The 22,275-nt window shown below is 71.2% G+C and carries 17 protein-coding genes and 1 pseudogene; 9 read left to right on the plus strand and 9 right to left on the minus strand.

Translation table 11 applies throughout. The features are described 5' to 3' along the window. Positions 1–230 precede the first annotated feature (230 nt). From ACSHWO_RS14705 to ACSHWO_RS14715, 3 genes and pseudogenes are all read left to right on the plus strand, one after another. Entirely contained in the window at positions 231–2,186 is a 1,956-nt protein-coding gene (locus ACSHWO_RS14705; protein WP_361090832.1) for a 2-oxoacid:acceptor oxidoreductase subunit alpha, read from the plus strand. Next, the gene (locus ACSHWO_RS14710) at positions 2,179–3,246 is read left to right on the plus strand and encodes a 2-oxoacid:ferredoxin oxidoreductase subunit beta (protein ID WP_438312309.1); all 1,068 of its coding nucleotides are present in this window, start codon (positions 2,179–2,181) and stop codon (positions 3,244–3,246) included. Before ACSHWO_RS14705 ends, ACSHWO_RS14710 begins: the two co-directional genes overlap by 8 nt. Positions 3,247–3,305: 59 nt before the next feature. Then, a pseudogene (locus tag ACSHWO_RS14715) lies at positions 3,306–4,240 on the plus strand (IS5 family transposase). A gap of 94 nt (positions 4,241–4,334) precedes the next feature. Here ACSHWO_RS14715 and ACSHWO_RS14720 read toward each other — a convergent pair. Beyond that, positions 4,335–4,727, minus strand: coding sequence for a winged helix-turn-helix transcriptional regulator (locus ACSHWO_RS14720; protein ID WP_438312311.1), 393 nt, complete (start codon positions 4,725–4,727; stop codon positions 4,335–4,337). Positions 4,728–4,846: 119 nt separating this feature from the next. Here ACSHWO_RS14720 and ACSHWO_RS14725 point away from each other — a divergent pair, with 119 nt between their 5' ends. The 3 genes from ACSHWO_RS14725 (at position 4,847) to ACSHWO_RS14735 (ending at position 8,382) form a co-directional block, all read left to right on the plus strand. Next, positions 4,847–5,701: an SDR family oxidoreductase gene (locus ACSHWO_RS14725; protein WP_438312313.1), complete on the plus strand. Its 855-nt coding sequence runs from the start codon at positions 4,847–4,849 to the stop codon at positions 5,699–5,701. Positions 5,702–5,899: 198 nt separating this feature from the next. After that, positions 5,900–6,856: an EamA family transporter RarD gene (gene rarD / locus ACSHWO_RS14730; RefSeq protein ID WP_438312316.1), complete on the plus strand. Its 957-nt coding sequence runs from the start codon at positions 5,900–5,902 to the stop codon at positions 6,854–6,856. 209 nt (positions 6,857–7,065) lie between these two features. Beyond that, the gene (locus tag ACSHWO_RS14735) at positions 7,066–8,382 is read left to right on the plus strand and encodes a M28 family metallopeptidase (RefSeq protein WP_361090847.1); all 1,317 of its coding nucleotides are present in this window, start codon (positions 7,066–7,068) and stop codon (positions 8,380–8,382) included. Between the two features lie 21 nt (positions 8,383–8,403). Here the strand turns inward: ACSHWO_RS14735 and ACSHWO_RS14740 are convergent, their stop codons facing one another. The 4 genes from ACSHWO_RS14740 to ACSHWO_RS14755 form a co-directional block, all read right to left on the minus strand. Next, a complete protein-coding gene (locus ACSHWO_RS14740) occupies positions 8,404–8,820 on the minus strand; it encodes a hypothetical protein (protein ID WP_361090850.1) in 417 nt (138 codons plus the stop codon). Beyond that, on the minus strand, positions 8,817–9,020 hold the full coding sequence (locus ACSHWO_RS14745) for a plasmid partition protein ParG (protein ID WP_361090853.1): 204 nt from the start codon (positions 9,018–9,020) through the stop codon (positions 8,817–8,819). The genes ACSHWO_RS14740 and ACSHWO_RS14745 overlap by 4 nt, the downstream gene beginning before the upstream one ends. Before the next feature lie 113 nt (positions 9,021–9,133). Beyond that, entirely contained in the window at positions 9,134–10,357 is a 1,224-nt protein-coding gene (locus ACSHWO_RS14750; protein WP_361090856.1) for a LolA family protein, read from the minus strand. A 263-nt stretch (positions 10,358–10,620) separates the two neighbouring features. Next, a complete protein-coding gene (locus tag ACSHWO_RS14755; protein ID WP_385849314.1) occupies positions 10,621–11,631 on the minus strand; it encodes a polyprenyl synthetase family protein in 1,011 nt (336 codons plus the stop codon). A 353-nt stretch (positions 11,632–11,984) separates the two neighbouring features. Between ACSHWO_RS14755 and ACSHWO_RS14760 the strand changes: the two genes are divergently transcribed. Further along, positions 11,985–13,991, plus strand: a complete 2,007-nt coding sequence (locus ACSHWO_RS14760; protein ID WP_438319094.1) for a CocE/NonD family hydrolase — start codon at positions 11,985–11,987, stop codon at positions 13,989–13,991. Between the two features lie 35 nt (positions 13,992–14,026). Here ACSHWO_RS14760 and ACSHWO_RS14765 read toward each other — a convergent pair whose 3' ends face one another. Beyond that, positions 14,027–14,845, minus strand: coding sequence for an HAD family hydrolase (locus ACSHWO_RS14765; RefSeq protein WP_361090862.1), 819 nt, complete (start codon positions 14,843–14,845; stop codon positions 14,027–14,029). 141 nt (positions 14,846–14,986) lie between these two features. Here ACSHWO_RS14765 and fahA point away from each other — a divergent pair, with 141 nt between their 5' ends. Both fahA and ACSHWO_RS14775 read left to right on the plus strand, forming a co-directional pair. Then, on the plus strand, positions 14,987–16,210 hold the full coding sequence (gene fahA, locus ACSHWO_RS14770) for a fumarylacetoacetase (protein ID WP_385849315.1): 1,224 nt from the start codon (positions 14,987–14,989) through the stop codon (positions 16,208–16,210). Positions 16,211–16,392: 182 nt separating this feature from the next. Further along, a complete protein-coding gene (locus tag ACSHWO_RS14775) occupies positions 16,393–17,001 on the plus strand; it encodes a Uma2 family endonuclease (protein WP_438319096.1) in 609 nt (202 codons plus the stop codon). Positions 17,002–17,071: 70 nt separating this feature from the next. On the opposite strand, the gene nuoN is transcribed toward ACSHWO_RS14775, so the two are convergent. The 3 genes from nuoN to nuoL are packed head-to-tail and all read right to left on the minus strand — an operon-like array spanning position 17,072 to position 22,273. Next, the gene (nuoN, locus tag ACSHWO_RS14780) at positions 17,072–18,718 is read right to left on the minus strand and encodes an NADH-quinone oxidoreductase subunit NuoN (RefSeq protein WP_438319098.1); all 1,647 of its coding nucleotides are present in this window, start codon (positions 18,716–18,718) and stop codon (positions 17,072–17,074) included. 5 nt (positions 18,719–18,723) lie between these two features. Further along, positions 18,724–20,331: an NADH-quinone oxidoreductase subunit M gene (locus tag ACSHWO_RS14785; protein WP_438312320.1), complete on the minus strand. Its 1,608-nt coding sequence runs from the start codon at positions 20,329–20,331 to the stop codon at positions 18,724–18,726. Between the two features lies 1 nt (position 20,332). Beyond that, positions 20,333–22,273, minus strand: coding sequence for an NADH-quinone oxidoreductase subunit L (nuoL, locus tag ACSHWO_RS14790; RefSeq protein ID WP_438312322.1), 1,941 nt, complete (start codon positions 22,271–22,273; stop codon positions 20,333–20,335). Positions 22,274–22,275 lie beyond the last annotated feature (2 nt).

Here is a 22,275-nt window from a genome sequence, read left to right on the forward strand (position 1 = left end):
CTTCCGGCCGCACCGGGCTCACACCATCGGGCTCCCACGCTTTTCCGCACGGCACCGGGAAACGGAATCCAAGAATCCCTGCGGATCCCTTGAAATGCCGCGGAATTCCGCCGTCCGCCCACCCTTCGGAAGACGGCACGGAGTATGAACGTTTCCGATAAGGGCAGGCGTACCGACGTAGGGTTGGCCGTGGGAGCGGGAACGCCGAGCCTCGAAGGAGGTCCAGTTCAGTGACCAGCCAGGTCAGTAGCCCAGCCGAGCAGGCCGACGGGGCCGAGGGGGCCGAGACGGCCGTCCTCGGCGAGCAGCGGACGCCCCCGGGCCCGGGCGGTGGCAAGGAAGTGCGCCGCCTCGATCGGGTGATCATCCGGTTCGCGGGTGACTCGGGTGACGGTATGCAGCTCACCGGCGACCGGTTCACCTCGGAGACGGCGTCCTTCGGGAACGACCTCTCCACCCTGCCGAACTTCCCCGCCGAAATCCGCGCCCCCGCCGGAACCCTGCCGGGCGTCTCCTCGTTCCAGTTGCATTTCGCCGATCACGACATCCTGACGCCGGGCGACGCCCCGAACGTGCTGGTCGCGATGAATCCGGCGGCACTGAAGGCGAACATCGGGGACGTACCGCGCGGCGCGGAGATCATCATCAATACCGATGAATTCACGAAACGCCCCATGGCGAAGGTCGGCTACGAGACCTCCCCGCTGGAGGACGGCTCGCTGGGCGCCTACAACATCCACCCCGTACCGCTGACGACCCTGACGGTCGAGGCGCTGAAGGACTTCGGGCTCTCCCGCAAGGAGGCCGAGCGCAGCAAGAACATGTTCGCGCTGGGCCTGCTGAGCTGGATGTACCACCGGCCGACCGAGGGCACGGAGTCGTTCCTGCGCCGCAAGTTCGCGAAGAAGCCCGTCATCGCCGAGGCGAACGTCGCCGCGTTCCGTGCGGGCTGGAACTTCGGCGAGACCACCGAGGACTTCGCGGTGTCCTACGAGGTTGCCCCGGCCACCCGCGCCTTCCCGACCGGCACCTACCGCAACATCTCCGGGAACCTGGCGCTGGCCTACGGTCTGATCACGGCGAGCCGGCAGGCCGAGCTGCCGCTCTACCTGGGCTCGTACCCGATCACCCCGGCCTCGGACATCCTGCACGAGCTGAGCCGGCACAAGAACTTCGGCGTGCGCACCTTCCAGGCCGAGGACGAGATCGCCGGCATCGGCGCGGCGCTGGGCGCGGCCTTCGGCGGCAGCCTCGGCGTGACCACCACCTCCGGGCCCGGTGTGGCGCTGAAGTCCGAGACGATCGGCCTCGCGGTCTCGCTGGAGCTACCGCTGCTGATCGTGGACATCCAGCGCGGCGGCCCCTCCACGGGCCTGCCCACCAAGACGGAGCAGGCGGACCTGCTCCAGGCCATGTACGGGCGCAACGGCGAGGCCCCGGTGCCGGTGGTCGCCCCGCGCACGCCGGCGGACTGCTTCGACGCCGCGCTGGACGCGGCCCGGATCGCGCTGACGTACCGGACGCCGGTGTTCCTGCTCTCCGACGGGTACCTCGCCAACGGCTCCGAGCCGTGGCGGATCCCGGACCCGGTGGAGCTGCCCGACCTGCGGGTGCAGTTCGCGGCGGGACCCAACCACGAGCTGGCGGACGGCACCGAGGTCTTCTGGCCGTACAAGCGCGACCCGCAGACCCTGGCCCGCCCGTGGGCGGTGCCGGGCACCCCGGGCCTGGAGCACCGGATCGGCGGCATCGAGAAGCAGGACGGCACGGGCAACATCAGCTACGACCCGGCCAACCACGACCTGATGGTCCGCACCCGGCAGGCCAAGGTCGACGGCATCGAGGTCCCCGACGTGGAGGTCGACGACCCGGACCGCGCCCGGACCCTGGTCATCGGCTGGGGTTCCACGTACGGCCCGATCACGGCCGCCGTCCGGCGGCTGCGGGCCGCCGGAGTGCCCGTGGCGCAGGCCCACCTGCGCCATCTGAACCCCTTCCCGGGCAACCTCGGCGAGGTGCTGCGGGGCTACGACAAGGTGGTGGTGCCGGAGATGAACCTCGGACAGCTCGCGACCCTGCTCCGGGCGAAGTACCTGGTCGACGCCCGGTCGTACAACCAGGTCAACGGAATGCCGTTCAAGGCCGAGCAGCTCGCGAAGGTTCTGGAGGAGGCCGTCAATGACTGAGGTGACCGACGCCCCGACCCTGCTGTCCCTGGTGCCCAGGGCCGAGGCCGCGCAGTCCATGAAGGACTTCAAGTCGGACCAGGAGGTCCGCTGGTGCCCCGGCTGCGGCGACTACGCGGTGCTGGCCGCGGTGCAGGGCTTCATGCCGGAGCTCGGGCTGGCCAGGGAGAACATCGTCTTCGTCTCCGGGATCGGCTGCTCGTCCCGGTTCCCGTACTACATGAACACGTACGGGATGCACTCCATCCACGGCCGGGCCCCGGCCATCGCGACCGGGCTGGCCACCTCGCGCCGCGACCTGTCGGTGTGGGTCGTCACCGGTGACGGCGACGCCCTGTCCATCGGCGGGAACCACCTGATCCACGCGCTGCGGCGGAACGTCAACCTGAAGATCCTGCTGTTCAACAACCGGATCTACGGGCTGACCAAGGGGCAGTACTCCCCCACCTCCGAGCTCGGCAAGGTCACCAAGTCGACGCCGATGGGGTCGCTGGACGCACCCTTCAACCCGGTGTCGCTGGCGTTGGGCGCCGAGGCGTCCTTCGTGGCCCGCACCGTCGACTCCGACCGCAAGCACCTGACGGAGGTGCTGCGGGCGGCCGCGGACCACCCGGGCACGGCGCTGGTGGAGATCTACCAGAACTGCAACATCTTCAACGACGGCGCCTTCGAGGTGTTGAAGGACAAGGACCGGGCCGAGGAGGCGGTGATCCGGCTGGAGCACGGGCAGCCGATCCGCTTCGGCGCGGGCGGGCACAAGGGCGTCGTGCGCGATCCGGCCACCGGCGACCTGGAGGTCGTCGACGTGACCGCGGAGAACGAGGCCCGGATCCTGGTCCACGACGCGCACGGCGCCAGCCCGACCACCGCCTTCGCCCTGTCCCGGCTGGCCGACCCCGACACGCTGGACCAGACGCCCATCGGGGTGTTCCGCAGCGTGGTGCGGCCGGTGTACGACACGCTCATGGCCGAGCAGCTGGACCGGGCCGTCGAGCGCAGGGGCAAGGGCGACCTGGGCGCGCTGCTGGCCGGCGGCGACACCTGGACGGTCGTCGGCTAGGTTCTGTTTCCTGGATCTCCTGACGTGATCACGTTGTCGAGTTCATGCTGGCCAGCATGGTGGGGCGAGGAGATCTGACGAATGCGGAGTGGGAACGGCTGGAGCCGTTCCTGCCCCGTGGTGGGGCACGTGGTGGCCGGTGGAGCGAGCACCGGAGGGTCATTAACGGGGTGCTGTTCCGGGTGCGGACCGGTGTGCCGTGGCGGGATCTGCCGGAACGGTTCGGGCCGTGGGAGACCGTCTACAAGCGGCATCGCCGCTGGTCGGCCGATGGCACCTGGCAGTTGCTGCTGACGCGGGTGCAAGCCGCCGAGAACTCCGCGGACGGGATCGACTGGGCCGTGTCGGTGGACTCCACTACGACGCGAGCCCACCAGCACGCGGCTGGCGCGCGGAAGGCGGCCCCGCCGCCGGTTGCTCCTCAAAAGGGGGCCCGCAGCGGGGCAAACCAGGGCGATCCAGTGTTGCGGAGGCTGTCTGCCCGGCTGGCGGAGGTGGTGAGGCAGGCGAGTGCTTAGGGCGCTCGCGAGGCGGCTTTACCACGAAGATCCACCTGTCCGCCGACGGGCGATGCCGCCCGCTCTCGCTGGTCCTCACGCCCGGACAGTGCGGGGACAGCCCGCAGTTCGAGGCCGTGCTGGAGAAGATCTACGTGCCTTGCCCCGGGCCGGGCAGGCCCCGCACCCGGCCTGACAGTGTCAGCGCTGACAAGGCCTACAGCTCCCGCAGCAACCGCCGCTATCTGCGGAAACGTAAGATCCGGCACACCATTCCCGAGCCCAAGGACCAGCGCGCCAACCGCCGCAGACGAGGCTCTGCCGGCGGACGGCCCACCGGGTTCGACAAGGACCGGTACAAGAAACGCAACGTCGTCGAGCGGGCGATCAACCGCCTCAAGAACTTCAGGGCAGTCGCCACCCGCTACGACAAACGCGCCTACGTCTACCTCGGAACGGTCACTCTGGCAGCCCTCACCATCTGGCTCCGCACCTGATCCAGGAAACAGAACCTAGCGGCCGCTCGCGGATCGACCCGCAGGTCCGTACGCCCCCACGTCCCGCACGCCCCACAGGCCCGGAGCCTCCTCCTCAGGAGCTCCGGGCCTCGTCGTACGCGGCCCGCGCCGCCTGCACCTCGGGGGTGCGCCGCTCGGTCCAGCGCGCCAGCGCCCACACCTGCTCGGCGGCCTCGCGCCCCAGCTCGGTGAGGGAGTAGTCGACGCGCGGCGGGATGACCGGCTTGGCGTCGCGCAGCAGGAAGCCGTCGCGCTCCAGCGTCTGGAGGGTCTGGGCGAGCATCTTCTCGCTGACCCCGCCGACCTCGCGGCGCAGCTCGCTGAAGCGGTACGAGCGCTCCACGAGGGCGGCCAGGACCAGCACGCCCCAGCGGCTGGTGACGTGCTCCAGTACTCCGCGGGAGGGGCACATCGGGGCCTTCACGCTCACGGGTGGCCGCTGCCCGCCCGTCTCACTTACTTCCATACCAGTACCTTACTTCAAAGTAGGTACTTACGAACAGTTAGCGCTTTCTCTACGGTGGTGTCACAGCCGGAAGGCATGGAAAACACCCCGTGCACCACACCCGCCCCAGGGAGAGCATCATGAGCATCGTCGTCACCGGAGCCACCGGAGCCCTCGGCCGCCTGGTCGTCGAGGAGCTGCTGAAGCGGGTCCCGGCCGCAGAGGTGGCCGTCGCCGTCCGCGACAAGGCCAAGGCCGAGGACCTGGCCGAGCGCGGCGTCGAGGTCCGCATCGCCGACTACGACGCACCCGAGACCCTGGCGGACGCCTTCCGCGCCGGCGACCGCGTCCTGCTGATCTCCGGCAACGCGGTCGGCCGCCGGGTGCCCCAGCACACCGCGGTGATCGAGGCCGCCAAGGCCGCCGGCGTGGCCCAGCTCGCCTACACCGGGATCCTCGGCGGCCCCGAGGCCGACTTCGACCTGGCCGCCGAGCACAAGGTCACCGAGCAGGCCCTGCTCGACTCCGGCCTGCCCTACACCTTCCTGCGCAACGGCTGGTACCACGAGAACTACACGGCCCAGCTGGCCGGCGTCCTGGCGCACGGCGCCGTCGTGGGCAGCGCCGGCGAGGGCCGGATCGCCTCCGCCGCCCGGGCCGACTACGCCGCCGCGGCCGCGGCCGTGCTGACCGGCGAGGGCCACCTGAACCGGATCTACGAGCTCTCGGGCGACACGGCCTGGAGCATGGCCGAGTACGCGGCCGAGGTCTCGGCGCAGTCCGGCAAGGAGATCGCGTACACCGACCTCCCGGCCGAGGCCCACCTGTCCGCCCTGACCGGCGCGGGGGTCCCCGAGGCCTTCGCCGCCCTGCTCGTCGACGTGGACGCGGCGATCTCGCGCGGCAGCCTGGGCCACACCAGCGGCGACCTGGCCCGGCTGATCGGCCGCCCGACCACGCCGGTCGCCGAGGCCATCACCGCCGCACTGGCCTGAGCCCGCGGCGACGGTGCCGTGCGGAACGCCCCCGCACGGCACCCCCCGGGTCTGTGCGACCTGCGTGAGTCCACCCGGCCCCGACCCCACAAGACCTCACCGGTGTCATCAGTATCTCCCGCCTATGCACATGACACCGGAGGCCCGCAGCGCTAGGTTTCTTGGACGAGGTTGGCCGGAATGTGACGGGAGGCCCGCGTGAAGGCGGAGAACGAGCAGCGCACAGGACTGCTCTACGGGTTCGGCGCCTACGGGATGTGGGGACTGGTCCCCCTCTTCTGGCCGCTCCTCAAACCCGCCGGGGCCGTCGAGATCCTCGCCCACCGCATGGTGTGGTCACTGGGCGTCGTCGGCGTCCTCCTGCTGGTCATGCGGCGCTGGGGCTGGATACGGGAGCTGCTGCGCGAGCCCCGCAAGCTCGGCATGACCGCCCTGGCCGCCACGGTGATCTCCGTGAACTGGGGCCTGTACATCTGGGCCGTGAACAACGGCGCGGTCGTCGAATCCAGCCTCGGCTACTTCATCAACCCCCTGGTCACCATCGCCATCGGTGTGCTGCTCCTCGGTGAGCGGCTGCGCCGCGCCCAGTGGGCGGCGGTCGGCGTCGGCTTCGTCGCCGTGCTGGTGCTCGCGATCGGGTACGGGCGGCCGCCGTGGATCTCCCTGGTCCTGGCCTTCTCCTTCGCCACCTACGGGCTGATCAAGAAGAAGCTGGGCATGGGCGGCGTGGAGTCGCTGGCCGCCGAGACGGCCCTGCTCTTCCCGCCCGCCCTCGGCTACCTGCTGTGGCTGGGCGCCCAGGGCCGGTCCGCCTTCGGCACCGAGGGCCTCGGGCACTCGGCGCTGCTCGCCGCGACCGGCCTGGTCACCGCGATCCCGCTGGTCTTCTTCGGGGCGGCCGCGATCCGGGTCCCGCTGTCCACGCTCGGACTGCTCCAGTACCTGGCGCCGGTGTTCCAGTTCGCGCTCGGCGTCGTGTACTTCCACGAGGCCATGCCCTTCGAGCGGTGGGCCGGCTTCTCCCTGGTCTGGGCCGCGCTCGCGCTGCTGACCTGGGACGCCCTGCGGACGGCACGCCGCTCCCGGGCCCGCCTGGACGCGGCCGCGGCGAGCGCCCCCCAGCCGGCCGCCGCTCCGGAACCCGAGCGCGCGTAGGGCCGCCCGGCGCCCCAATACCCCCACGATCCCCGCCACGGAACCACCGTGACGGGGATCGTCCGTTTTCCGAACGACCCTGACCGAAACGCGGTCTTGACTGACAGTCATACTCTCGCTCAACATCAGGCGCACTGACGCACGATCGCTCACCTGCTCTATCCCCGCACGTTCCGTTCAATCCCCAACGGAATCCCCGGAGCCCCCACATGAGCCTGTTCGTCCCTCGGCGCCTTGCTGCCGTGACCGCGCTCGCGGTCGCCGGCCTCTTCGCCCCCGCCGCCCCCGCCGCACTGGCCTCGCCCACGGCGGCGACCGCGGCCCCCACCCCGCCCGACATCCCGGTGGCCAACGTCAAGGCGCACCTGGCCCAGTTCCAGTCCATCGCCTCCGCCAACGGAGGCAACCGCGCCCACGGCAGGGCCGGTTACAAGGCCTCGATCGACTACGTGAAGGGCAAGCTGGACGCGGCCGGGTTCACCACCACCCTGCAGACGTTCACCTCCAGCGGCGCGACCGGCTACAACCTGATCGCCGACTGGCCGGGCGGCGACCCGGACTCGGTGCTGATGGCCGGCTCGCACCTGGACTCGGTGACCTCCGGTCCCGGCATCAACGACAACGGGTCCGGGTCCGCCGCCGTCCTGGAGACCGCCCTGGCCGTCTCGCGCGCACAGCTCCAACCCACCAAGCACCTGCGGTTCGGCTGGTGGGGTGCGGAGGAACTCGGCCTGGTCGGGTCGAAGTACTACGTGAACAGCCTGTCGAGCACGGAGAAGGCGAAGATCTCCGGCTACCTGAACTTCGACATGATCGGCTCGCCGAACCCGGGCTACTTCGTCTACGACGACGACCCGACGATCGAGCAGACCTTCAAGACCTACTTCTCGGGCCTGGGCATACCGACCGAGATAGAGACCGAGGGCGACGGGCGCTCCGACCACGCCCCGTTCAAGAACGCGGGCATCCCGGTCGGCGGCCTGTTCACGGGCGCCGACTACACCAAGACGGCGGCCCAGGCGCAGAAGTGGGGCGGCACGGCCGGCCAGGCCTTCGACCGCTGCTACCACTCCTCCTGCGACACCACGGCGAACATCAACGACACCGCCCTGGACCGCAACGCGGACGCCGTCGCCTACGCCGTCTGGAACCTGGGGGCGGCCACCCCGGTTCCGCCCGGCCCGTCCTTCGAGAACACGGCGGACGTGAACATCCCGGACTCCCCCGGCGCCGCGGTGAACTCGCCGATCACGGTCTCCGGCGTGACGGGCAACGCCCCGGCCACCACCAAGGTCGACGTGAACATCGTCCACACCTACCGCGGTGACCTGGTCGTCGACCTGGTCGCCCCGGACGGCACCGTCTACAACCTGCACAACCGCAGCGGCGGCAGCGCCGACAACATCGTCCAGACGTACACCGTCAACGCGTCGAGCGAGGTGGCCAACGGCGTCTGGAAGCTCCAGGTCAAGGACACGGCCGCGCAGGACGTCGGCTACATCAACAGCTGGCGGATCACGTTCTGACCCGGCCGGCCACGACCACGGCTACGCGCCCTCGGCAGGAGCCTGGAGCGAGGCGTCCAGCGGCTCCCTGATGAGGGCGCGCAGTTCCTCGGCCACGGTGCCGATGTCGGCGCGGCCCAGCTTCGCCGCCTCGACCAGGTCGCCGAGCTGCTCGGGCGAGGGAAGCTGCTTGGCCCCCGCCACCCGCAGGTAGGAGCGGGTGGCGGCGGCCGTGTAGAACTCGTTCATCGGCGATTCCAGCGCCGGGCACACGGCGAGGGTGTGCAGGAACGCGGCGGCCCGCCACGCGGTGTCGGGGGCGGGCTGCTCGGGCACCATGACGAGGTCGTTCTGGTGCCGGGCGACCGCGGCGGCCACCCCGGAGGGATCCCACACGGCGGGATCGGACGGGAGATGGTGGGCCAGAGCGGTCCAGGCCCACTCCATGGTGATCTTCAATGGCCGAACCGCTCCTGGAAGTAGCCCCAGTGAACGGCGAACTCCTCTATGCCGGAAAGGAAGTTCTTCCGGTCCTCGTCGAGCTCGCGTTCCGTTACCTCGGTGATCAGCGCGGTGACCGTCGTCCCCTGTGCCGCCGCGCGCGCCTTGAGGCGGTCGTGGAACTCTTCGTCCAGGCGGATGGTGACATGTCTCGGCATGGTCCCCACGGTACAGCGGGACTGCTGTACACACGGCCCGAACGGGCGAAGGGTGGGCGGGCACACAGCCCCCGCCCACCCTTCGCTGTGCGGCCCCACAGGGCCGCCGCGGCCTACTTGTTGGCCGTGGCCGCCTGGACCAGCGCGTCCTTGGTGACCGCGCCGACGTACACCTTGCCGTCGTCCGTGATCAGCGCGTTGACCACGCGGGTCTTGAAGATCCGGCCCTCGCCGAAGCCTCCGGAGACCTTGTCCCCGAGGGAGTTGAGGAACTGCTTGGCCTCCTTGGGGGCGTTCTTGTCGTTCTCCAGGTCCTTCAGGCTGCGGCCCGCGCCCGTGTCGATCCGGGCGATGGTCGACCAGCCCTCGCCGAGGACCTTCACGTCCCCGTTGCCGTCCTTGCCGGCGCCACCGGTGAGGGCGTCGAGGCCGGGGAAGGCCTCCAGGCCCTTGAACTCCTTGCCGTGGTCCGGGCCGCCCTCGCGGCCGCCGGCCTTGCCCTCGGTCACCTTGGCGCCCTTGGGCGGGGTGAAGGCGAAGGTGTCGGCGGCGGGCTTGGCGAAGTCGACCTTCGTGAAGCCGGCGTCGACGATGGGCTTGCCGCCCTCGGCCGCGAGCAGCTGCACGCGCAGCGGCACGCCGTTCTTCGCGTCCACGGCGATCTTGACGGAGCCGATCGTGGAGCCGCTCTGCTTGGGCTTGAGCACCAGCTGGTACGCGTCCCGCCCGGCGACCTGGGCGTTGTCGCCGACGCTGACGTCCGTCGTCGGGCCGGCGGCCTTGAGGATCTCCTGGGCCATCTGCTGCGGGGAGGCCCCGAGCCGCTCGGCGGTCTTCTTGTGGTCCTTGCCGGCCGTCTTGCCGGCCTCCGGGTCCTTCTCGTGCCAGACCTCGTTGGCCTTGCTGTCGTAGCCCCAGACGTCCGCGCCGCTGTGGATCAGGCTGTACTCGTCCTTGCCGTCCACGAACGTGATCTTCTGGTGGTCCGGCCCGTCGGCCGCGACCCGCAGCGTGTGGCTGCCGCTCGCCAGCTGGGTCAGCTTCTCCTGCGGGTCGGCCGACCCGCCGGTGACGCCCCCGCCGCCGGCGCCGCCCAGGAGACCGCCCGCGAAGGACGGCAGCCCCAGGTCGGTGCTGATCTTGGCGCTGCCGGAGAACTGCTCCACGTCCGACGCGGCGACCTTCTCGATCAGCTGCTGCGCCGTCACCTTCGGCAGGTCCGGGCTGCCGGCGTTCGCGAAGGCCGGGACCATCGCCACCGTCGCGGCGGCCACGCCCGCCACGGCGACCGGTACGGCGTACCGGGCGGCCTTGCGGGACTTTGCGTTCGTTGCCATGTCTGCCCTACCTCTTTGTGTACGGCGGCGGCCTTCCTTCATGCACGTACGTGTCCACCCCGCGCCGCCACTCTCACCCGTTCTGGTGGGGATGTATCTCCATCTGACCAAAGAGGAGGGGGTCGGGGCGTCACTCCGCGGACTCAACTCCGTGTACGCCCAGGGGATGACATGGCGAGGGCCCTGCATCCACTACCCGTAGGGGATGCAGGGCCCCGTGTGTGACCTCGGTCGTACCCGGTGCCGTCCGGGCCCCGCGGGGACTAGCCCGCGCGGTGCACCACCGCGTCGCACAGCTCCTCCAGCGCGGCCTTGGCGGCGCAGTCCGGCAGCGGTGCGAGCATGGCGCGGGCGTCCTGCGCGTAGCGGACGGTGTCCCGGCGGGCCTGCTCCAGCGCGGGGTGGACCCGCAGCCGGGCGAGCACCTCGGCGTGCCGGGCGTCGTCGGTCAGGTCGCCGTCCAGGAGGCGTACGAGGTCCAGGTCGGCGGGGTCGCCGCCGGCCGCCGCCATCTCGCGCAGCCGCAGCACGGGCAGCGTCGGGATGCCCTCGCGCAGGTCGGTGCCGGGGGTCTTGCCGGACTCGTGCGAGTCGGAGGCGATGTCGAGGACGTCGTCGGCGAGCTGGAAGGCGGTGCCGAGACGCTCGCCGTACTGGGTCAGGATGTCGACGACGGACTCGTCGGCGCCGGACATCAGGGCGCCGAACCGGCCGGAGACCGCGATCAGCGAGCCGGTCTTGCCGGCGATGACGTCGAGGTAGTGGGCGACCGGGTCGCGGCCGTCGCGCGGGCCGGCGGTCTCCAGGATCTGGCCGGTCACCAGCCGCTCGAAGGCCTCGGCCTGGATGCGCACGGCCTCGGGGCCGAGGTCCGCCAGGATGTGCGAGGCGCGGGCGAAGAGGAAGTCACCCGTCAGGACGGCCACCGAGTTGCCCCAGCGGGCGTTGGCACTGGCCACGCCGCGGCGCACGTCCGCCTCGTCCATGACGTCGTCGTGGTAGAGCGTCGCCAGGTGGGTGAGCTCCACGACCACCGCGGAGGGCACGATGCCGGGCGCGTAGGGGTCGCCGAAGCGGGAGGCGAGCATGACCAGCAGCGGCCGGAACCGCTTGCCACCGGCCTTGACCAGGTGCTGCGCGGATTCGGTGATGAAGGGGACCTCGCTCTTGGTGGCCTCCAGCAGACCCGCCTCGACGGCGGCCAGTCCGGCCTGGACATCGGTCTCAAGAGCCTGGTCCCGCACGCTCAGTCCGAACGGCCCGACGACGGTCACGAGGGGTACTCCTGTCTGCTGACGATCACGCTGACGATCACCTGGATTGTCGATGTGTCGCTGCCTTCACTCAAGCCAGCCTATCCGGTCCGATTTCGATCACCGAGAGCACCCGTCCCACCGCCACGCCCGAAGCGCCGACGCATCGCCCCGAATACCCCGGTATGTTCGTGATGAGCCGAGACAACCGGAGAGCGCGTCTTGTCCAGAACTGTGACCGAGAGGGAGGACCCGGCGGAGCCGGTCGCCGCGGACGGCGCCGCGGCCACCCGTATGGCGGCCGTCGGATGGCTGACGCCCGCGCGGCCCGCCCCCACCGCCGGTGCCCCGAGGAGGCGGACGGCCGCATGGACGTGACCATCCGCACCGCCTTCCCCCACGAGACCGCCCACGACGACGTCCGCATCCCCATGCCCGACGGCGTGGAGCTGTACGCCCGGATCTGGCGTCCGCTCACGGCGGAGCCCGTCCCGGCCCTGCTCGAATACCTCCCGTACCGGCTGACGGACTGGACGGCCCCGCGCGACGGCCAGCGCCACCCCTGGTACGCGGGCCACGGCTACGCCTCGGTGCGGGTGGACGTCCGAGGCCACGGCTGCAGCGGCGGCAGCCCGGGCGAGCCTTACGGCGACCGGGAACTGACGGACGGGGTCGCGGTGGTGGAGTGGCTGGCGGCGCAGCCGTGGTGCACGGGGTCCGTGGGGATGTTCGGGATCGGGTGGGGCGGCACCAACTCCCTCCAGATCGCCGCGCTCGCGCCCGAGGCCCTCAAGGCGGTCGTCACCGTCTGCTCGACGGACGACCGCTTCGACAACGACGCGCACCACTCGGGCGGCTCGGTGCTGGCCGCCGACCTGCACGCCGCGTCGGCGACCCTGCTGGCCTTCGCCGCCCGCCCGCCGGACCCGCGGTACGCCGGCGACGGCTGGCGCGAGCAGTGGCTGGCCCGGCTGGAGTCGGTCGAACCGCCGGTCCACACCTGGCTGGCCCACCAGACCCGCGACGCGCACTGGATGCACGGCAGCGTCTGCGAGGACTACGGGGCCGTCCGCGCGGCGGTCCTCGCCGTGGGCGGCTGGCACGACCCGTACCGGGACACGGTGCTGCGGCTGGTCTCCCACCTCCCTGCCGACCGGGTGCGCGGCCTGATCGGCCCCTGGTCGCACCAGTACCCCGACCGCGGGCTGCCGCCGGGTCCCTCGATCGGCTTCCTCCAGGAGACGCTGCGCTGGTGGGACCACTGGCTGAGGGGATCCCCCAACGGGGTGATGGACGAGCCCCTGCTGCGGTCCTGGATCTCCGCCTCCCATCCGCCGGCGACCACGTACGAGGAACTGCCCGGCCGCTGGACCGGCGATCCGGCCTGGCCCTCCCCCGCCGTCACCTCCGTCACGTACGGGCTCCAGGGCACGCCGGTGGCCGTCGCCTCGCCGCAGCACACCGGCCTGGACGCGGGCCGGTTCCGGCCGTACGGCAACGACGCCGACCTGCCGCCGGACCAGCGGGAGGAGGACGCGAAGTCCGCCTGCTTCGAGTTCCCGGTGGCGGGCGGGGCCCCGCTGGAGATCCTGGGCCGCCCGCAGGTCACGCTGCGGCTGCGGATGGACGTCCCGTACGGGCAGGTGGCCGCCCGCCTCTGCGACGTCGCACCGGACGGCTCGTCCACGCTGGTCACGCGGGGCGCGCTGAACCTGTCGGCGCGGCTCGGCCGGGAGCTGGCGAAGCCGTGGCCGGTGGGCGCGTACGAGGACGTGGTGTTCGAGCTGCACGGCATCGGGCACGCCTTCGCGCCGGGCCACCGCATCCGCCTCGCCCTGTCCTCGGCGTACTGGCCGTGGATCTGGCCGCGGGCCGGCTCGGAGGCCGGCTGGACCCTCGACCCGGCCGGCAGCGCCCTGGTCCTCCCGGTGCGCTTCCCCTCGCCCGCCGTGGACGACGCCGTCGCCTTCGGGCCGCCCGAACAGGCGCCGCCGCTCCCGGTGGCCGTCCCGGCCACGCTGGACGAGCCGCGGCCGGAGCGGGTCGTCGTACGGGACGTCGCGCGCGGGGCGTGGCGGCTGGAGGTGGACCCGCGGTACGGCGGGACCCGGGTGTACCCGGACGGGCTGGAGTCCACCGAGGAGGTGGGCGAGGTGTACGAGATCCGGGACGGGGACGCCCTGTCGGCCCGGACCCGCTCCACGTGGCGGATCCGGCTGCACCGGCCCGAGTCGGGCTGGGACGTGCGGATCGAGACCCGCTCGGAGATCGGCTGCGACGGGGCCTCGTTCCTCACCTCCGACGAACTGGTGTGCAGGGAGGGGGAGGAGGTCGTCTTCCACCGGACGTGGGAGCGCAGCCTGCCGCGCACCGCGGGGTGACGGGCCCCCGGCGGCCGCCCCCGCACGCGCGCGGGTCAGCCGTAGAGCCGCTCCAACACCACCGCGATGCCGTCGTCCTCGTTCGACAGCGTCACCTCGTCCGCGACGGCGACCAGTTCGCGGTGGGCGTTCGCCATGGCGACCCCGTGCGCCGCCCAGGCGAACATCGGGACGTCGTTCGGCATGTCCCCGAAGGCGATGGTGCGCGGGCCCCCGACCCCCAGCACCTCGGCCGCCAGCGCCAGCCCGCTCGCCTTGTCCACCCCGAGCGGCTGGAGCTCCACCGTGTGCTCCCCCGCCATGGTCACGTTGACCATGTGGCCGACGACCCCCCGCGCCAGCTCGGTGAGCTCGTCGTCGTCGAGCTCCGGGTGCTGGAGCAGCACCTTGTTGATGGGCGCGGCCCACAGGTCGGCCCGCTGCCGCACCCGCACCGTCGGCAGGTGGGGGTGCGGCATCCGGTAGCCGGGCCCTATCAGCATCGCGGCGTCCACGCCGTCCTGGTCGACGGCCGCCCAGACCTCCCCGATCTCGGCTTCGATCTTGCCGAGCGCCTCCTCCGCCAGCTCCCGTTCCATCTCCACGGCGTGCAGCAGATGCCCGCGCGCCGCGTCGTACACCTGCGCGCCCTGCCCGCACACCGCGAGCCCCGTATACCCAAGGCTGTCAAGGACATGGCGTACCTGAGGAACGGGGCGCCCGGTGACGATGATGTGCTGGGCGCCCGCGGCGCGCGCCGTCGCGAGTGCGGCGTACGAGCGGGCGGAGACGGTGTCTCCGGCGCGCAGCAGGGTCCCGTCCAGGTCAGTGGCGATGAGAGAGAAAGGGGGGGCCGAAGGCGGAGCGGAAGTCACGGCGCAAGGATACGGACCTCAGTGGACAAGTCCTACAAATAGCGCCCGAATCCGGCCTCCCACAGGCCCCGGCAGCCACGTAACGTATCAACCAGCCCCCGGGACACCCCCCGGACCGCATCGAAAGCGAGGCAGTACCCCATGCCCCAGCAGAGCCCCCTCGATGTCCCCGAGGGCGACCCGTTCGGGCCGCACAACCTCCCGTACGGCGTCTTCTCCACCGCCGGCGACTCCCGCCGCCGGATCGGCGTGCGCATCGGCGGGCACGTGCTCGACGCGGGGGCGGCCGCGGAGGCGCTCGGCTCCCCGTACGCCGGCCTGCTCGGGCAGCCCTCGCTCAACCCCCTGCTGGCCGCCGGCCGCACCGCCTGGCGCGACGTGCGCCGCGCGCTGACCGCCTGGGTCACCGACCCCGGCCACCGCGGGACGGTCGAAGCCCACCTGCTGCCCCTCGACGCGGTCACGATGCACCTGCCGTACGAGGTCGCCGACTACGTCGACTTCTACGCCAGCGAGCACCACGCCACCAACGTGGGCCGCATGTTCCGCCCCGACGGCGACGCGCTCACCCCCAACTGGAAGCACCTGCCGATCGGTTACCACGGCCGCTCGGGCACCATCGTCGTCTCCGGCACCGACGTCGTCCGCCCCTCCGGCCAGCGCAAGGCCCCCGCCGACCCGGCGCCCGTCTTCGGCCCGTCGGTCAAGCTCGACATCGAGGCCGAGGTCGGCTTCCTCGTCGGCGCCCCCTCCGAGCTGGGCAGCCCCGTCGCGCTCGGCGACTTCGAGGACCACGTCTTCGGGCTCTTCCTCCTCAACGACTGGTCGGCGCGCGACATCCAGGCCTGGGAGTACGTGCCGCTGGGCCCCTTCCTCGGCAAGTCCTTCGCCACCTCCGTCTCCGCCTGGGTGACCCCGCTGGAGGCCCTCGACGCCGCCCGCGTCGCCCCGCCGGCCCGCGACTTCCCGCTGCTGCCCTACCTGGACGACGCCGACGCCGACCGGCCCGGCGGCTTCGACCTGCACATCACCGTCTCCATCAACGGGCAGGAGGTCGCGCAGCCGCCGTTCTCGACGATGTACTGGACCGCGGCCCAGCAGCTCGCCCACATGACGGTCAACGGCGCCTCCCTGCGCACCGGCGACGTGTACGGCTCCGGCACCGTCAGCGGCCCCGAGGTCGCCCAGCGCGGTTCCCTGCTGGAGCTGACGTGGAACGGCCGCGACGCCATCGAGCTGGCCGAGGGCAAGCGCACCTTCCTGGAGGACGGCGACACCGTCACCATGACCGCCTGGGCCCCGGGCCCGGAGGGCACCCGCGTGGGCCTCGGCGAGGTCACGGGCCGCATCGTGCCCACCCGCTAGTCCGCCCCGCCGGCCCGGGCGCCCCGTCGGGCACTCGGGCCGGTGCGCATATGCCATGAGCGAGTGTCGTGCGCACATGGTCAACACTCCGCCGCGCGCTCACACGTGCGAGCGGTCCGCAACGGATCCCCGGCGATACGCTGGACGGACTCGCGAGACTCCGTCGCATGGGAGCACTACCTATGAGCGTCGACCCCGAGGACCCCGAGCCGACGTACCACTGGCCCGTCCCGCCCGCGGGCGGCTGGACGGCCGACGACCTCGACCGGCTTCCCAACCTGCCTCCGCACACGGAGCTGATCGACGGGAGCCTGGTCTTCGTGAGTCCGCAGACTCGATTCCATATGCGTGCGGTCGACTTCTTCACCTGGCAGCTGCAGGATCAGCAGCCACCGGGCTTGGAAGTCTTCCGCGAGTTCACGATCGACATCGACCGTCACAACCGTCCCGAACCCGATGTCATCGTCGTGGACGAGAGCGCCATCGGCGATCTGAACCAGACCCGGCTCCCTGCGGGGTCCGTCTGCCTCGCCATCGAGGTCGTCTCCCCCGAGTCCTTCGGCCGAGACCGTGGCGTCAAGCCGGTCAAGTACGCGGGCGCCGGCATTCCCCACTTCTGGCGGGTGGAGAACAGGGACGGACGTGCCGTGGTCTACGTCTACGAGTTGGACCCGTCGACGGGAAGTTACGGAACCGCGGGCATCTTCCACGACCGTCTGAAGGTGGCCGTCCCGTTCCCCATCGACCTCGACCTCACCGAGATCACCTCGAAGCGTCGCGGCACCCGATAGCACCTGGCACACACCGGGGCCCGGCTCCCTCGGAGGGAGCCGGGCCCCGGCACGTCCACCCGCCAACCGGTCAGCGGACGAAGGTGCTCGCCTGCCCCGCCAGGTCCAGGAAGTACTGCGGCGCCAGACCCAGCACCAGCGTCACGGCGACGCCGACCGCGATCGTCGTCATCGTCAGCGGCGACGGCACGGCCACCGTCGGCCCGTCCGCCTTCGGCTCGCTGAAGAACATCAGCACGATCACCCGGACGTAGAAGAACGCGGCGATCGCCGACGAGATGACACCGACGACGACCAGCACGCCCGCGCCGCCCTCCGCCGCCGCCTTGAACACGGCGAACTTCCCGGAGAAGCCGGAGGTGAGCGGGATGCCCGCGAAGGCCAGCAGGAACACCGCGAACACGGCAGCCGTCAGCGGTGAACGGCGCCCCAGCCCCGCCCACTTCGACAGGTGGGTGGCCTCGCCGCCCGCGTCCCGCACCAGCGTGACCACCGCGAACGCGCCGATCGTCACGAAGGAGTAGGCCAGCAGGTAGAACAGCACCGACTGGACGCCCTGCGCCGACGTGGCGATCACGCCGGCCAGGATGAAGCCGGCGTGCGCGATCGAGGAGTAGGCCAGCAGGCGCTTGACGTCGGTCTGGGTCACCGCGAGCACCGCGCCGCCCAGCATCGTCACGATGGCCACGCCCCCCATCACCGGCCGCCAGTCCCACCGCAGGCCCGGCAGGACCACGTACAGCAGGCGCAGCAGCGCACCGAACGCGGCCACCTTGGTCGCCGCCGCCATGAAGCCGGTGACCGGCGTCGGGGCACCCTGGTAGACGTCCGGGGTCCACATGTGGAAGGGGACCGCGCCGACCTTGAACAGCAGGCCCATCAGCACGAGCGCCCCGCCGACCAGCAGCAGCACGTCGTTGCCCATGGTGTCGGCGAGGGCCGGGTCGATCTTCGTGACGGTGCCGTCCACCACGTCCGCGATGGCCGCGTACGAGACGGAACCCGCGTAGCCGTAGAGCAGCGCGATGCCGAAGAGGAGGAACGCCGACGAGAAGGCGCCGAGCAGGAAGTACTTGACCGCCGCCTCCTGCGACACCAGCCGGTGGCGGCGGGCGAGGGCGCACAGCAGGTACAGCGGGAGGGAGAAGACCTCCAGGGCGACGAACAGCGTCAGCAGGTCGTTCGCCGCCGGGAAGATCAGCATCCCGGCGATCGCGAACAGGGCGAGCGGGAAGACCTCGGTCGTGGTGAAGCCGGCCTTGACGGCGGCCTTCTCGCTGTCGCTGCCCGGTACGGACGCCGCCTGGGCGGCGAAGGAGTCCACCCGCTTGCCGTGCGCCGCCGGGTCCAGGTGCCGTTCGGCGAAGGTGAACAGGGCGACGAGCGAGGCCAGCAGGATGGTGCCCTGCAGGAAGAGGGCGGGCCCGTCCACGGCGACGGCGCCCATGGCCGCGACGTGTGCCTTCTCGCCCGCGTACCCGGCGGCGGCGAGGCCGACGACCGCCGCGAACGCGGAGGCCAGGGCGGCGACGGCGAGGAACACCTGGACGGGGTAGCGGGCGGTGCGGGGTACGAAGGCCTCGACGAGGACGCCGACGACGGCCACGCCCACCACGATCAGCGTGGGCGCGAGCTGGGTGTACTCGATGTGCGGGGCCGGGATCCTGTCGATCGGTGCCTGTGCGGCGACCGCCCACAGGCCGTGGGTCGAAGTCACGGTGCTCACTTCGCGGCCTCCCCGTTCTCGGCCTCGGCAGCCACGCTCTGCGCGGGCACGGAGGGCTTGGGGTCGGTCTGCTTGACGTCCGCCATGGTGTACTCCACCGCCGGGTTGACGATCTGGGTGAGCGGCTTCGGGTAGACGCCCAGCCCGATCAGCAGTGCGATCAGCGGGGCGACGACGAGGAGTTCGCGTGCGCGCAGGTCCGGCATGCTGCGCACCTCGTCGCGGACCGGGCCGGTCATGGTGCGCTGGTAGAGGACCAGCGTGTACAGGGCGGCCAGCACGATGCCGACGGTGGCGACGACGCCGACGGCCGGGTACCGGGCGAACGTGCCGACCAGGACCAGGAACTCGCTGACGAACGGGGCGAGCCCGGGCAGCGACAGGGTGGCGAGGCCGCCGATCAGGAAGGTGCCGGCCAGCACCGGGGCGACCTTCTGCACGCCGCCGTAGTCGGCGATGAGCCGCGAGCCGCGCCGGGAGATCAGGAACCCGGCGACGAGCATCAGGGCCGCGGTGGAGAGGCCGTGGTTGACCATGTACAGCGTCGCGCCCGACTGCCCCTGGGAGGTCATCGCGAAGATGCCCAGGATGATGAAGCCGAAGTGCGAGATCGACGCGTACGCGACCAGCCGCTTGATGTCGCGCTGCCCGACGGCGACCAGCGCACCGTAGACGATGCTGATCAGGGCCAGGACGAGGATCGCCGGGGTGGCCCACTTGCTGGCCTCGGGGAACAGGCCGAGGCAGAAGCGGAGCATCGCGAAGGTGCCGACCTTGTCGACGACCGCGGTGATCAGCACGGCGACCGGGGCGGTGGACTCGCCCATCGCGTTCGGCAGCCAGGTGTGCAGCGGCCACAGCGGGGCCTTGACGGCGAAGGCGAAGAAGAAGCCGAGGAAGAGGAGCCGCTCGATGTCGGTCGACATGTCCAGGGTGCCCGCGGCGCGGGCAGCGGTGATCTCCTGGAGGGAGAAGTTCCCGGCGACCACGTACAGCCCGATGACGGCGGCCAGCATGATCAGGCCGCCGACCAGGTTGTAGAGGAGGAACTTGACCGCCGCGTAGGACCGTTGGGCGGCCGCGTTCTCGTCGGAGCCCCCGTGCGCGCGGTCTCCGAAGCCGCCGATGAGGAAGTACATCGGGATCAGCATGGCTTCGAAGAAGATGTAGAAGAGGAAGACGTCGGTGGCCTCGAAGGAGATGATCACCATCGCCTCGACCATCAGGATCAGGGCGAAGAAGCCCTGCGTCGGCCGCCAGCGCGAGGAGCTGGTCTCCAGCGGGTCGGCGTCGTGCCAGCCGGCCGCGATGACGAAGGGGACCAGCAGGGCGGTCAGTCCGATCAGCGCCACCGCGATGCCGTCGACGCCGAGTTGGTAGCGGACGCCGAAGTCGGCGATCCAGGCGTGCGACTCGGTGAGCTGGTAGCGGTCGCCGCCCGGGTCGAAGCGGACGGCGACGAGCACGGCCAGGGCCAGGGTGGCGAGGGAGAAGAGCAGGGCGAGCCACTTGGCGGCGGTCCGGCGGGCGGCCGGGACGGCCGCCGTGAGGACCGCTCCGACCGCGGGGACCGCGGCCGTCACCGTCAACAGGGGAAGGGACATCTCACACCGCCCTCATCAGCAGGGTCGCGGCGATGAGGATCGCCGTGCCCCCGAACATCGAGACCGCGTAGCTGCGGGCGTAGCCGTTCTGCAGCTTGCGCAGGCGGCCCGAGAGGCCGCCGACCGAGGCGGCCGTCCCGTTGACGACGCCGTCGACCAGGCTGTGGTCGACGTAGACGAGCGAGCGGGTCAGGTGCTCGCCGCCGCGCACCAGCACGATGTGGTTGAAGTCGTCCTGGAGCAGGTCCCGGCGGGCGGCCCGGGTGAGCAGGCTGCCGCGCGGGGCGGTGACCGGCACCGGCCGGCGCCCGTACATGGCCCAGGCGATCGCGACGCCGACGACGAGGCAGGCCGTCGTCGCGAGGGTCACGGTCAGGGCGCTGACCGGCGGGTGTCCGTGCTCGTACCCGGTGACGGGCTCCAGCCAGTTCAGGAAGCGGTCGCCCATCACGAAGAACGCGCCGGCGAAGACCGAGCCGAAGGCCAGCACGATCATCGGGGCGGTCATGGACTTCGGGGACTCGTGCGGGTGCGGGAGCTCGCCGGCGTGGTGCTCGGTGCCGGGCTCGACGCCCGGCACGGCGTCGGCGTCGGGCGCCGGCTGCCAGCGCTTCTCCCCGAAGAAGGTCATCAGCATGACGCGGGTCATGTAGAACGCGGTGATGGCCGCGCCGATCAGGGCCACCGAGCCGAGGATCCACCCCTCGGTGCCGCCCTTCGCGAAGGCCGCCTCGATGATCCTGTCCTTGGAGAAGAAGCCGGACAGGCCGGGGAAGCCGATGATGGCGAGGTAGCCGAGCCCGAACGTCACGAACGTGATCGGCATGTACCGGCGCAGGCCGCCGTACTTGCGCATGTCGACCTCGTCGTTCATGCCGTGCATCACGGAACCGGCGCCGAGGAAGAGGCCGGCCTTGAAGAAGCCGTGGGTGACCAGGTGCATGATCGCGAACACGTAGCCGATCGGGCCGAGGCCGGCGGCGAGGACCATGTAGCCGATCTGCGACATCGTCGACCCGGCGAGGGCCTTCTTGATGTCGTCCTTCGCGCAACCGACGATCGCACCGAAGAGCAGCGTGACCGCTCCGACGATGGTGACGACGAGCTGTGCGTCCGGTGCCCCGTTGAAGATCGCCGCGGAGCGGACGATCAGGTAGACGCCGGCGGTGACCATGGTCGCCGCGTGGATGAGCGCCGAGACCGGGGTCGGGCCCTCCATCGCGTCGCCGAGCCAGGACTGCAGCGGCACCTGGGCCGACTTGCCGCAGGCGGCGAGCAGCAGCATCAGGCCGATCGCCGTCAGCATCCCCTCGGAGGCCTTGTCCGCGGACGCGAACACCGGCCCGAACGCGAACGTGCCGAACGTGGTGAACATCAGCATGATCGCGATCGACAGGCCCATGTCGCCGACCCGGTTGACCAGGAAGGCCTTCTTCGCGGCGGTCGCCGCGCTGGGCTTGTGCTGCCAGAAGCCGATGAGCAGGTACGAGGCGAGGCCCACGCCCTCCCAGCCGACGTACAGCAGCAGGTAGTTGTCGGCGATGACCAGCAGCAGCATCGCCGCGAGGAACAGGTTGAGGTAGCCGAAGAAGCGGCGGCGGCGCTCGTCGTGCTCCATGTACCCGATCGAGTACACGTGGATGAGCGTGCCCACACCCGTGATGAGCAGGACGAACGTCATCGACAGCTGGTCCAGCCGGAAGGCGACGTCCGCCTGGAAGCCCTCCACCGGGATCCAGCTGTACAGGAACTGCCGCATGGTGCGCTCGTCGGCCGGACGCCCCAGCATGTCGGCGAACAGGGCCACGCCGATGCCGAAGGAGACCGCCGCGAGCAGGGTGCCGAGCCAGTGCCCGGTCTTGTCGAGGCGCCGCCCGCAGCACAGCAGCACCGCCGCCCCGAGCAGGGGCGCCGCCACGAGCAGCGCGATCAGATTGTCCACTG

Origin of the sequence: Streptomyces pallidus (ex Mingjun et al. 2026), assembly GCF_051550185.1 — a bacterium.
Classification (GTDB): Bacteria; Actinomycetota; Actinomycetes; order Streptomycetales; family Streptomycetaceae; genus Streptomyces.

Excerpts from the sequence above, each read along its gene's own strand:
- ACSHWO_RS14785 (WP_438312320.1), bottom strand. The coding sequence starts at position 20,331 with ATGTCCCTTCCCCTGTTGACGGTGACGGCCGCGGTCCCCGCGGTCGGA.
- ACSHWO_RS14710 (WP_438312309.1), top strand. The coding sequence starts at position 2,179 with ATGACTGAGGTGACCGACGCCCCGACCCTGCTGTCCCTGGTGCCCAGG.
- fahA (WP_385849315.1), top strand. The coding sequence starts at position 14,987 with ATGCCCCAGCAGAGCCCCCTCGATGTCCCCGAGGGCGACCCGTTCGGG.
- ACSHWO_RS14725 (WP_438312313.1), top strand. The coding sequence starts at position 4,847 with ATGAGCATCGTCGTCACCGGAGCCACCGGAGCCCTCGGCCGCCTGGTC.
- ACSHWO_RS14735 (WP_361090847.1), top strand. The coding sequence starts at position 7,066 with ATGAGCCTGTTCGTCCCTCGGCGCCTTGCTGCCGTGACCGCGCTCGCG.
- ACSHWO_RS14750 (WP_361090856.1), bottom strand. The coding sequence starts at position 10,357 with ATGGCAACGAACGCAAAGTCCCGCAAGGCCGCCCGGTACGCCGTACCG.
- ACSHWO_RS14775 (WP_438319096.1), top strand. The coding sequence starts at position 16,393 with ATGAGCGTCGACCCCGAGGACCCCGAGCCGACGTACCACTGGCCCGTC.
- ACSHWO_RS14745 (WP_361090853.1), bottom strand. The coding sequence starts at position 9,020 with ATGCCGAGACATGTCACCATCCGCCTGGACGAAGAGTTCCACGACCGC.
- ACSHWO_RS14720 (WP_438312311.1), bottom strand. The coding sequence starts at position 4,727 with ATGGAAGTAAGTGAGACGGGCGGGCAGCGGCCACCCGTGAGCGTGAAG.